Source organism: Acidithiobacillus sp. M4-SHS-6 (assembly GCF_047421495.1).
In the GTDB taxonomy this organism is placed as follows: Bacteria; Pseudomonadota; Gammaproteobacteria; order Acidithiobacillales; family Acidithiobacillaceae; genus Acidithiobacillus.
Map to the genome: position 1 here is coordinate 1,444,790 of NZ_CP175559.1, position 11,990 is coordinate 1,456,779.

At 55.3% G+C, this 11,990-nt stretch carries 9 protein-coding genes; 2 read left to right on the forward strand and 7 right to left on the reverse strand.

The window, feature by feature from the left end:
- Positions 1 to 58: 58 nt before the first annotated feature.
- A complete protein-coding gene (locus tag ACJU26_RS07375) occupies positions 59 to 2,083 on the forward strand; it encodes a DNA topoisomerase IV subunit B (protein ID WP_414041856.1) in 2,025 nt (674 codons plus the stop codon).
- 88 nt (positions 2,084 to 2,171) lie between these two features.
- Positions 2,172 to 4,565, forward strand: a complete 2,394-nt coding sequence (gene parC, locus ACJU26_RS07380) for a DNA topoisomerase IV subunit A (protein ID WP_414041857.1) — start codon at positions 2,172 to 2,174, stop codon at positions 4,563 to 4,565.
- Between the two features lie 51 nt (positions 4,566 to 4,616).
- On the opposite strand, the gene ACJU26_RS07385 is transcribed toward parC, so the two are convergent.
- The 7 genes from ACJU26_RS07385 to ACJU26_RS07415 all read right to left on the reverse strand — a co-directional run bounded on the left by ACJU26_RS07385 (position 4,617) and on the right by ACJU26_RS07415 (position 11,983).
- Positions 4,617 to 5,195, reverse strand: a complete 579-nt coding sequence (locus tag ACJU26_RS07385) for a lytic transglycosylase domain-containing protein (RefSeq protein ID WP_414041858.1) — start codon at positions 5,193 to 5,195, stop codon at positions 4,617 to 4,619.
- Between the two features lie 102 nt (positions 5,196 to 5,297).
- Complete coding sequence (locus ACJU26_RS07390) at positions 5,298 to 5,846, reverse strand: HdeD family acid-resistance protein (protein ID WP_414041859.1); 549 nt, start codon at positions 5,844 to 5,846, stop codon at positions 5,298 to 5,300.
- Between the two features lie 12 nt (positions 5,847 to 5,858).
- Positions 5,859 to 8,387, reverse strand: a complete 2,529-nt coding sequence (gene glgP, locus ACJU26_RS07395) for an alpha-glucan family phosphorylase (RefSeq protein WP_414041860.1) — start codon at positions 8,385 to 8,387, stop codon at positions 5,859 to 5,861.
- Between the two features lie 54 nt (positions 8,388 to 8,441).
- Positions 8,442 to 9,359: an aldolase gene (locus ACJU26_RS07400; protein ID WP_414041861.1), complete on the reverse strand. Its 918-nt coding sequence runs from the start codon at positions 9,357 to 9,359 to the stop codon at positions 8,442 to 8,444.
- Between the two features lie 153 nt (positions 9,360 to 9,512).
- Positions 9,513 to 9,857 (reverse strand): hypothetical protein, encoded by a 345-nt coding sequence (locus tag ACJU26_RS07405; protein ID WP_414041862.1) that lies wholly within the window; start codon positions 9,855 to 9,857, stop codon positions 9,513 to 9,515.
- A gap of 52 nt (positions 9,858 to 9,909) precedes the next feature.
- The gene (gene ppk2, locus ACJU26_RS07410) at positions 9,910 to 10,806 is read right to left on the reverse strand and encodes a polyphosphate kinase 2 (RefSeq protein ID WP_414041863.1); all 897 of its coding nucleotides are present in this window, start codon (positions 10,804 to 10,806) and stop codon (positions 9,910 to 9,912) included.
- Positions 10,807 to 10,903: 97 nt separating this feature from the next.
- Positions 10,904 to 11,983 (reverse strand): cytochrome d ubiquinol oxidase subunit II, encoded by a 1,080-nt coding sequence (locus ACJU26_RS07415; RefSeq protein WP_414041864.1) that lies wholly within the window; start codon positions 11,981 to 11,983, stop codon positions 10,904 to 10,906.
- Positions 11,984 to 11,990: the final 7 nt, after the last annotated feature.

Sequence of the window (11,990 nt, forward strand, 5' to 3'; positions counted from 1 at the left end):
GCTTTGGGAAGATGCCAGGGGCTGCCATAGAGCAACATTCCCCTTTATGATGGGGCGGGTGACGAAAGGGTTGCTGAAGCTGGGCGATGAGGGACAAGAGGATTTTACGGTTTTGAACTATAGCGCTGAACAATTTACGGTTCTCAAGGGCCTGGAGCCGGTACGCTTGCGACCCGGCATGTACACGCGGACGACCTGTCCCACCCACATGGTGCAGGAGCTCATTGATAATTCCGCCGATGAGGCATTGGCCGGACACGCGACTCGCATTGAAGTGACCGTGCAGGCCGATGGGTCGGTCATTGTCGAGGATAATGGTCGCGGGATTCCCGTGGGGATTCCTCCCGGAGAAACCCGGCCAGCCGCCGAGTTGGCCTTTACGACCCTGCACGCGGGTGGAAAGTTCGATAAGACGGGCAAGACTTCGGCGTATCGCTTTTCCGGAGGCTTGCATGGGGTAGGAGTGGCCGTCACCAATGCCCTGTCCAGCCGTTTGCAGGTGGACATTCACACCCGTGATCCTGAAGGGGGCGGGTATGGTCACTATCGGTTCGGTTTTGTAGAGAGTGTGCTCCAGCAAGGGCTGACCCGGGTCGAAAACAGTCCTGCCCGGCAACATGGCACTCGCGTCCAGGTATGGCCGGATCCTCGCTATTTTGATTCGCCTCGGGTCAATATCCGTGAATTGACCCATCTCCTGCGTGCCAAGGCTATTCTCCTGCCGGGCCTGCAAGTGATTTTGCAGGTGCCGGAGCAGGAATCCCTGACCTGGCAGTATGATGCGGGTCTGGCCGAATATCTGGAAGAGATGCTCCGTGAAGCTGAACCCATTACCCCGGTGTTTGCGGGTGAAATGTATCAAAGTGACGATAGTCGTGGTTTCGCCCAGGGAGAGGGGGCCAGTTGGGCGCTGTGTTGGGTTGCGCAGGGAAGTCCGCGTCCGGAAACTTACGTCAATCTGATTCCTACCCTGGACGGAGGAACCCACGAATCCGGTTTTCGTGCCGGTGTCTTTGAGGCGCTGCGCAGTTTCATGGAACATCACAGCCTCATGCCGGCCAAGCTGAAACTGGTGCAGGATGATGTGACCGGCAAAATGGCCCTGGTACTGTCCGCAAGGATCCTGGACCCCCAGTTTCAGGGGCAGACCAAGGACAAGCTCACCAGTCGGGATGCCTACAAGCTGATGGTCCAGACCATTCGCGATCCCCTGGAATTATGGCTGAACAGTCATCCCGAGGCGGGTAAGGCCATTGTGGAACAGGCCATTCAAAGCGCCCAGCTGCGCAGTCGAACAGCGCAGAAAATCGAGCGCAGGAAGGGATCAGGTCTGGCGACCTTGCCCGGCAAGTTGACGGATTGCGAAAGTGAGGATATTCAGCGCAATGAACTGTTTTTGGTGGAGGGGGATTCTGCCGGAGGTTCTGCCAAGGCGGCCCGGGACAAGGAGTATCAGGCGCTTTTGCCGCTGCGGGGTAAGGTGCTGAATACCTGGGAGGTGGATGCGGACCTGATTTTCAAAAACCAGGAAGTCCACAACATGGCGGTGGCGCTGGGGATAGAGCCCCATACGGTCGCGGCCAATCCGGAGCAAGTGCTGGCGGGATTGCGCTATGGCAAGATCATGATTTTATCGGACGCCGATGTGGATGGCAGTCATATTCAGGTGCTGATTTTGACCTTGTTTCTCCGGCATTTCCCCGCCCTGCTCAGTCAAGGGCATGTCTTTGTGGTGAAACCGCCCTTGTATCGGGTGGATGCTACCTGGCGGGGCAAAGCCCGGAAGATTTATTGCGAGGCAGAAGCCGAGCGCGATGCGGCCATGGAGCGCCTCCTCGCCGAAGGGGTCAAGGAATCGGCCATTGCGGTGCAACGCTTCAAGGGTTTGGGAGAAATGAATCCGGATCAACTCTGGGAAACGGCCCTGTGCCCCGATACCCGCTCCTTGGTGCCTTTGACCATGCATCCTTCCGAGCTGGCCACGCTGCATGAGCGCTTCAACCTGCTCATGGGCAAGCAGTCGGCAGGAGGGCGGCGGGAATGGATGGAAAGAGATGGCTGGACGGCGGATCTGGACATCTGAAACCATGAAAAGAGCAAAAATGAGCGAAGGTTGTCCGGATGGATTTGCGGGAAATGATGGTGCTGCATGTGCATAAGAGGAATTGGTCATGAGTAATACCCTGGACCTCTTTGAGGGCCTGAGTGCGGGAGAGACTGACCCCCACAAGCCGACTTCCAAGGCGCAAGCCGGTCCGGCTACCCGTGCATCCGATGCATCACCGCCCCCGCCATCTTCTCCGGCTGGCTACGGAGAAAATCCCGAGGATCCTGTCCCGCCCCTCGCGGAATATGCGGCTAAAGCCTATCTGGCTTACGCCATGAGCGTCGTGACCGGACGCGCCATTCCGGCCCTGGCCGATGGCCAGAAACCGGTACAAAGACGCATTTTGTTTGCCATGCGCGATATGGGCTTGCAACGTTCGCCCAAACACGTCAAATCCGCACGGGTGGTGGGTGAGGTGATCGGCAAGTGGCATCCCCATGGCGATAGTTCGGTCTATGACGCCATGGTCAGGATGGCCCAGCGTTTCACCTTGCGCTATCCGGTGGTGGATGGACAAGGGAATTTCGGTTCCCTGGATGGCGACTCAGCCGCTGCGATGCGTTACACCGAAGCCAATTTGACGCCCATATCCGAATTGCTGCTGGGAGAAATAGAGGAGGGTACGGTAGATTTTCGCAGTAATTATGATGGTACCCTCGAAGAACCGGTGACCTTGCCGGCGCGACTGCCATTTTTGTTGATGAACGGGGCTTCCGGCATTGCCGTCGGGATGGCTACCGAAATTCCTCCCCATAATTTGCGCGAACTGGCGATGGTATGCGCCCAGTTGGCCGCGACCCCTGAGATGACGGACGAGGCCATTCTGGAGGCCATTCCCGGCCCGGATTTTCCCGGAGGAGGGCAGATTATTTCCTCACCCGAGCAGATTCGTGAGGCTTACCAAGCGGGGCGTGGCAGTATTCGGGTGCGCGCCCGTTGGGAGGTCGAAAAGCTGGCGCGGGGCGAATGGCGCATCAGTATTCATGAGCTGCCTCCCGGTGTTTCCACCGCTCAGATTCTTTCGGAAATCGAAAATCTCTCCAATCCCCAGCCCCGGGGCGAAGGCAAGAAGAAAACCCTGACCGCCGAACAGCAATCCAGCAAAACCGCCATGCTTTCCCAGATAGAGACCGTGCGCGATGAGTCCGGCAAGGATCATGCCGTACGCATTGTGGTGGAACCCCGCTCCCGGAATCAGGATCCCCAGCAACTGATGACATATTTGCTGGCGCGCACCTCCCTGGAATCCAATCAGTCCGTGAATCTGACCGTGCTGGATCTGGAGGGGCGCGCGCCCTGCCTGCCCCTGACCGCTATCCTGCGGCAGTGGGTGTCTTACCGCCTGCTTACCGTGCGCCGCCGTAGTCAGTTTCGTCTGGACAAGACCATGGCGCGTATCCATATCCTCGAAGGACGCTTGCGGGTTCTGCTGGATATAGACGCAGTGATCCGGGTCATTCGGGAGTCCGATGATCCCAAGGCTGACCTCATCCAGCATTTTGCCCTGACGGAAATCCAGGCCGAAGACATCCTCGAAATACGGCTGCGGCAATTGGCCCGGCTGGCGGGCATCGAACTGGAAAAGGAATTGCAGGATAAACGGGACAATGCCGATTATCTGGCGGGTTTACTGGCCCATGAGGAACGCCTGAGAGCGTTGCTCGTGGAAGAAATCACCGCAGATGCACAAAAATTCGGCGATGCCCGACGGACCCTGTTGCAGGCAGATGCGGCCATCACCGGCAAATCCGTGCAAACCATTGTGGCGGCCGCTACCGATGAAGCGGTGACGGTGATTGTTTCCCGCAAAGGCTGGTTACGCAGTCGCGCCGGGCACGGAATAGCCGTGGACGGCCTGACTTTCAAGGAGGGGGATCAGCTCCTGCAGATTTTTGAAGCCCGCTCTGTGGATCAGTTGGTGCTGCTGGATCAAACGGGTCGTGCTTATTCCCTGCCGGTCAGCCAGATTCCGGGCGGCCGTGGCGATGGCGTGCCCGCCTCCAGTCAGGTGGACTTTCAGGGTGGGGCGACACTGCAATCAGTGGCCTGCGGTCCGGCCGATAGCTTGTGGCTGGTAGCGAGCAGTGGCGGTTATGCCTTTATCACCGCCTTGGAGAATATGACGGGGCGCAATCGTGCGGGCAAGGCTTTTCTGTCCCTGGAGGCGGGTGAGTACCCGCTGCCCCTCCTGCCCGTTTCGGATCTGTCTGCGGAAATACTGTGCCTGTCTTCCGATGGGAATGGCCTGATATTCCCCGTAGCGGAAATCAAGCCTCTCCCCAAAGGGAAGGGCGTCAAATTGATGACTCTGGCCGCCCAAGCCCGTTTGCAAGGCCTGTATATCCAGCCTGAAACCCAGATCTTGCCCCGTGGCATCCGTAAAAACCGCCTGGAGCTTTGTCGCGGTAAACGGGCCGGCAAGGGGCGTTCCCTGCGCTCAATCGACAAACGTTTTTGATAACCCATCGGGACCGAGATGAAAAGTGACATGGCTGTCTTGCATTGTGGCTCAAGCAGCCAGCGCCATCACCTGTGTGGCATACACTTGTGCCGGTATGGGTATCACCCCCTGGGCGACTGTGGTAGGGCCGGCATTGTAGGCTTCCAGGGCCTGGCGCAGGTGTCCATGAAAAATCGTCAACAGACGGCGCAAATAGCGCGCACCGCCGATGATGTTTTGTCGCGGTTTCCAGGGATTGACATGGAGGAGGCGCCAGGCGGTGCTGGGCATCAGCTGCATGGGTCCCACAGCCCCTGCATCACTGACCACATTGCTGGCGCGACTTTCCACATGCATCACTGCCGCCAGTAGTTTGCGGGAAATGCCAGTTTGCCTGGACGCGTAAACCACATCCTGACTGTAGATTCCGGCCAGGCGCTGCCATGCCCGCATGGACAGCGGACCCGCAGCCGCTGATGGAGAATGGTAGCGGGGCGGGATGGAGCTTCCGCCTGTTGCGAATGACTTGGCGGTCAACAGAGCGAATTTTGTGGGGAGCCCAGGATTGCCACGCTGCAAGGGTTGCGGCGCGATGATGAACAGAAAGCTGATTCCGGCCGTCACTGCGGCCACAAAAAAATTTTTCAAATCAAAATAACCACATCGCTCAAGGGATATTTGTTGTACATGGTTTTTTGGGCTGCTGCAAGTGTTTAACGATTCTGGATTGTTTCGCTAGGAGACTTGCATTTAACTGGTTTTCAAATTGCGGAGCATCAGCAAAATAATCCCATCAAATATCAGATTGACGCCCACGAAGATGCCTACCAGAATCAGGGAGCCACGTGGCCAGGTGACCACGAACAGCAGCGCGATCAGCACATCCACCAGACCACTGAAAATGGACCAGCCCCGACCGTGTCCTGGATAAATCTTGGATTGGGTGAAATTTCGGTAAGCATCAATAACAAAATACAATACAAACATCAGGCCAATGGCGGCAATACCTGCGGTCGGCATGGCAATCATGATCCCACCCGTAATGAACAGCAGGAGAGGCTTCAGCCAGTCCGAGAGCTGATGCTGACGCATCTGCAGGCTATGCCAAATCCAGATGACACCCGAAAGAATCAGAATGGCGGCAATAACGCCGTCGGTCACGGCAGAAAGGATGACTGGACTGATAATGCCAAATACACCGATCAGAATGAGTAATATGGCAACCGGTAACAAGTATTTCCCGAACATTTTCTTTTCGGTTTCGATAATGTTTTGCAAATCTGGAATTTGTCCGTTCAATTTTCTGGCCTTTTATCGATACCAAAGTATTTCTGCGCTTTCCATGGGGACCAGGCAGTTTTCATGATAAGGAATGATGCGGGGTGTATAGTCACCCGGATTGCGGTCTGCCGGTATATCTACCGTATAATTGTAGCTGTTGATGGCTCCACTCAGCGCCTCACTGCGCTGCATGGGAATGACTTCAGGCGGATTTTGACCATGGCTGTTGGCAAATAGTTCCACGCGGATGGCATCGCAATCCAGATCATCCAGATACACAGGGATCTGGAAATAATGGCGATTATTGTCTGTATGCACATGTAAATCATCAAAGCGCAACAGTGGCCAATGCTGACGGATACTTTTTTGCCATTGACATATGGCTTCAATACGATTTTTTTCATTACGCGCGGCAAGGAGACGGCCGGCGGGTTCGTAGAGCGTGGAGACATACTCCTGGAGCATCCGGTTACTGCTGAATAGGGGGGTCAAGCGACTCATGCTTTCACGAATTTTCTGTATCCAGCCTTGTGGGCAACCGCTGGCATCACGGTCCTGATAAAAAAGAGGCACAATGTCATTTTCCAGCAATTGATAGACCGCCTCAGCCTCCTGTGCGTCCCACTGTGGATCATCATCATGTTCGGCCCGATCCCCGATCGCCCAGCCCACCTCAGGGCTGTAAGCTTCCGCCCACCAGCCATCCAGTTCCGACAGATTCAGTCCACCATTGACCAGCACCTTCATGCCGCTGGTGCCGCTGGCCTCCCAGGGACGACGCGGGGTATTGATCCACAAGTCCACCCCCTGGACGAGATGTTCGGCAACCAGCATGTCGTAATCCGCAATGAACACGATGTGACTGGCCAGCTCCGGATGCTGCTGAATAAACTGGCTCCATTCCTGGATCATCTCCTTGCCCACTTCGTCCTGGGGATGGGCCTTGCCGGCCATGAGCAATTGCACGGGATAACGGGAGTTGGTCAGCAACTGTCTCAGCCTTTCAGGATTGCTCAGCAGCAGATTGGGACGCTTATAAGCCGTAAAACGACGGGCAAAACCGATGGTCAAGGTATTGGGGTCCAGAACAAGTGTGGCACGCTCTTGTTCTTCCAGCGGCGCGTGGGCCTGGGCTAGCTGCTGCTGGAGTCTTTGCCGGGCAAATCGAATCACCTGTTGTCGTGCGCTACTGCGCAATTCCCAAATGTCTCGGTCAGGCGTCTTGCGGAAATCTGCTTCGAGGTTTTGCAAATTTCCCAGCCAGCGTTGCTTACCACAACTGGTGGTCCACAAGGCATCGGCTTCGGCGGAATCCCATGAAGGCATGTGCACGCCATTGGTCACATGGGTGACGGGTACTTCCTCTTCGGGCCAGCGCGGGAAAAGGGACTGAAACAGTTGTTTGCTGACCTCAGCATGCAGGCGGCTGACGCCATTGACGATGATGCTGCCGCGAATGGCCAGCCACGCCATGTTGAAAGGCGCTTGGGCATCTTCCGGGTCTTCCCGGCCCAGGGCCAGAATGCTTTCGGTATCGATCCCAAAAGCCTCTGGCGCCCCTTCTACATATCGGATCATCAGTTCTGCGGGGAAACGATCAAAGCCGGCCGCAACGGGGGTATGGGTCGTGAATATGTTGCCGGCCCGGGTGGCATTCAGAGCGCATTCAAAGAGGCTGCCATGGTCCCGCATGTGGCTGTATATTCGCGCCAGAATGGCAAAGGCGGCATGACCTTCATTAAGATGACATATTTCCGGTTGAATCCCCAGGCTGCGTAACAACATCCAGCCACCGATACCCAAACAGATCTCCTGCTGCAGACGTGTTTCCAGCCCGCCACCATAGAGTTCAGCGGTAATGCCCCGGTCTGCGGGGGTATTCAGGGGATCATTGCTGTCCAGCAGATACAAGGTCACCCGGCCAACCTGGGCTTGCCAGGCGCGCAGAATCACCTTGCGACCAGGGAAGGGCAGTTGCAGGCGCAACCACTCTCCCTCGCTGTCGCGAACGGGGGTGACCGGCATCTGGGCCGGGTCATTATAGGGATAAAATTCCTGTTGTCGGCCCTTTTCATCCAGAGTTTGACGGAAATATCCCTGTTGCCAGAGTAAACCGATACCGCACAAGGGGACCCCCAGATCACTGGCCGTTTTCAGACAATCGCCAGCCAGGATTCCCAGTCCCCCAGAGTAGATGGGCAAGGCTTCGGAGAGCCCGTATTCCATACTGAAATAGGCAACCTGGTTAAAGGAGGGCTGTCCATGGTTTTCTTCAAACCAGGTGCTCTGGGTCAGATGTTCCTGATGCAGTGCGGTAAACGCTTTCAGTTTTTCAATGAATGCGGAATTGTGCGCCAGATCTTGCAGGGTCTGGACGCTGACGTTCTGCAAGATCAGCCAGGGATTGCGGGTTTGTTCCCATAATTCCGGCGCGATCTCAGCCCAGAGTACATCAGCCGCGTGACTCCAGGACCAGCGTAAATCCAGCGCCAGATCAGCCAGACCGCTGAGGGATTCGGGGAGTTGTGGGAGCAGATAGCAGGGGGAGGCGATCGTCACGGTTTTCTCCGTTAATCAAGGGGTAAAACAGGGTCTTGCCGGGCAGACAAAGCGTCACGATGGGGCGAGGTATTTGACGGCCTCTTCCACACTCTGGTTGTGGACGACAATGGCATGGATGGCCTGACAAAAGCGGATGGCATCGGCCTGGCTGCGCTGGTGGACGTTGCGTCCGGTGGCGCAGCCTTGGGTGCCACCCAGATGGATCTGATCGTGCAGTCGTTTCAGGAAGGATTCTGCGTCGGTTTCCGAGCCGCCGGCGCAAATGACCTGGGTGCGTCCTGCCGCCGCTGCGGCTTCGCCGAGCAGGCGGGCGTCCATGCTGCCTTGATCGTCCAGTGGCGGATTCACCTTGGCAAAATCGCCCCCCAGACAGGCCACCAAACCCGCTGCTCCCGCTATCAGGTGGGGATCCTGTTCCCGAATTCCGACCGCCTTGCCGCGTGGATAAGCCCAGATGACCGCCAGGAGTCCCATGCTGTGGGCACTCTGAATCAGGCGCGCGGCTTCGCTCAGCATCTGCGCTTCATAGGCTGAGCCGGGATAAATGGTATAGCCGACACCTACCACTTTCAGACCGGAGTGACGGACAAAATCCTGCACCTGGGACATGCTCTGCCATTGCAGGCTGAGAGGATCCTGTTCCGCCGTTTTCACCAGGTGGGTTTTGCTGTTGAGTTTCAATAGATAGGGGATTTCGGGATAGTCCCGGCCATAATGGCTGATCAGTCCCATCTGGGTGGCGAAACAACCCACTGGTGCGGCACTGGCAATACGGAAAAGATGTTCCGGATCAGCGTCATCGGAGGCCACTCCGGTGCCGATGAAGTCATCATTCAGATGTTCGACTTTCTGGTCACCGGCCATCAGAAAAAGGCGGCCGCTTTCCTGGGTCGCCAATTGGTAGTTTTCTGTCCAGCGTTTGGCGCTGTCCACGGGAATGCCCAAAGGTGGGCGGATAAATGAAGACATGCTGGTACCTCCTTCACAAAGTATCCGGTGAATCTCACAGAAATGTGTACGTTTCCTGGTTTCGGCTTCACTCAGGACTATAGAAGATTACCACGACTTGCGGGTTTTGTCCGTGACTGTCGGTGGCGATGGTGCTGCAGAGGCGCGAAACCATCAGTACGTTTGATTCCGGGCTTTTTCTACACGGTGACTGAGGATGGCGATTTCATGTGCCAGTTGATACTGCGGACGGGTGAGCTCCCATTCCCGCGCCTGTTCCTCGTCAAAGCTTTCTTCATCGCAGAGCGCGGAAAGTTGCGCGCAGTTCATGCTGTCGTTCAGAAATCCGATGAATCCGATCATCTGTTCATTGCCCAGGACCTCCACCGCGGCATCCAGGGATAATCCTTCATTGCCACTGAGTTGTTCGGCGGCGGCAATGGTTGCCGCATCCAGAGGATCCTCATTTTTGATAGCCAGGGCACGGCTCAGGGCAGCTTGCAAATCCAGGGTCGACATAAATTTCCTCCGTAGTAAACAAGGGTAAACAAGTTTTGTGGACGATGCTCGGTCAGGCTTGAATCATACCGTTTTCCAGATAAAGAGGATCGTATTCAAATATAATAGACTGATCAGGCAAAACGCCAGTCTCATCCTTATCCGTATAGCTGAGCCGACTCAATATGCCCTTGATGAGTTGTAGGCGAGCCTTTTTTTTGTCATCGGCATTGATTACCATCCAGGGAGCAAAAGGGGAATGACTACGGGCAAACATGATATTGCGTGCTTCACTGTAATCTTGCCAATGCTTCACCGCTTTTTCGTCAATAGGGCTGGTTTTCCATTGCTTGAGTGGGTTATCCTTGCGTGATTCCAGGCGACGCTTCTGTTCGTCACGGGAAATATCCAGGTAAAACTTGAAAAGATGGATGCCCGAGCGCACCAGCATACCTTCAAAACTGTTTACTTCGGCAAAGAATTCTTCATATTGATCGTCATTACAAAATCCCATGACTTTTTCTACGCCTGCACGGTTGTACCAACTGCGGTTGAAAAAGACCATTTCCGCTGCCGAGGGCAGGTGCTCGGTGTAGCGCTGAAAATACCATTGGCTTTGTTCTTTGTCAGAGGGTTTGCTCAGGGCAACCACCCGTGTTTCCCGGGGGCTGAGGTGCTCAATCACTCTTTTGATGGACCCATCCTTGCCCGCGGAATCCCGCCCTTCCAGAATGACCAGAATTTTTTCATTTTTGCGGATGATGTCTCTTTGCAACTTGACCAACTCGATCTGGAGCTTGTGCAATTCCGCCTTGTAATGGGCTTTCTCAGCATATTTGTCGTCGGGAGTTGAGATTTCATTCGCTGTGATTGGGTGGTCTTTTTTGGTCTTTGTCACATCAAGACTCCTTACATGGTTCCGTGTGATGGATGAAAACAGCTTGGTCGCCCGGACGATACCAAACCCCACTTTATATGGAAATTATAGAACATTTCCATGTGACCATGTGAAACCGAAAAAAAAGAGGGCCGAATGGCCCTCCAAAATGGATCATCACCAGGTAAGCTTAATGACTTTCGTACCCTGCCAGATGGGTAAGCCGCTGACGGAATACCCAGATCTGATAGGCATTGTACATGATCATAACGGGTACGAATCCGGTCATGAACAGGGTCAGAATCGCCAGATCATTGGCAGGATTGGCTCCAGCGCTGATGGTCCAGGTCTGGGGAACGATGTAGGGGAAATTGGTCGCCCACATCCCACCCCACATGAAGACCACAATGGCGCCACACCAGAGTAAAGCGGCAAAATCACGGTGTGCCGCATGATTGGTCATCATCTTGTAGGCGGATATCAGGATGGCGATCAGCAGAATCAACCAGCCGAACCAGCCACTGCCGGTCCATTTGGCGGCATCGGGCATGATGGCATATGACCAGATCAAGGTGATGACCACTGCCGCCAGCGCCAGGAAAGAGAATAGGGTGGCTGTCTTGTGCGCCTTCTGATAAATCGGATCACTCTGTTCAAAACGGGCACATAAATACAAGGTTCCGGCCAATCCACCCGCAATCAGTGCACCAATGCCTGTCCAGACACTGAAAGGCGAAAGGAAGCTCAGCGCATTTCCAGAAAAATGCGGTACCGTATTCACGAATGGATCATTGGGAACCTGAATACCCTGAGCGTTGCCGGTCCCCATGGGGAATCCCAGGAGAGTGGCCCCCAAGGCGATGCCCGCAAATAGTGCCGCAATCAGACTGCCAAAGCCAAACATGAAGCCCCAGAATTTGCGGCTGGTTTTGGCGTGAACGTGAAACTCAAAGGCAACGGCTCGTGAAATGATCCCCCAGAGAGCAAACATCAGTGGGATCATGAGGTAGTTGAATGTCGACCCATACACCAGGGGGAAGGCCCCAAAAATGACGCCCCCCGCAACCACCAGCCAGGTCTCGTTGGCATCCCAGGTGCCGGACATGGAGGACATGACTGCCGCCCGATCATTCTCATTGTTGAGCAGCAGGGAAAATACGCCAGCCCCCAGATCGGCTCCGTCGAGCACAATGTAAATGACAAAGAACACGCCCAGCAGAATCCACCAGAAGGTGCCTAACGAACTATGTATACGAAATATTTCATTCATGATTTCT

What these genes read in the sequence shown, in the direction of transcription:
- parC (WP_414041857.1), top strand. Translation starts at nt 2,172, where the DNA reads ATGAGTAATACCCTGGACCTCTTTGAGGGCCTGAGTGCGGGAGAGACT.
- ACJU26_RS07400 (WP_414041861.1), bottom strand. Translation starts at nt 9,359, where the DNA reads ATGTCTTCATTTATCCGCCCACCTTTGGGCATTCCCGTGGACAGCGCC.
- ACJU26_RS07405 (WP_414041862.1), bottom strand. Translation starts at nt 9,857, where the DNA reads ATGTCGACCCTGGATTTGCAAGCTGCCCTGAGCCGTGCCCTGGCTATC.
- ACJU26_RS07415 (WP_414041864.1), bottom strand. Translation starts at nt 11,983, where the DNA reads ATGAATGAAATATTTCGTATACATAGTTCGTTAGGCACCTTCTGGTGG.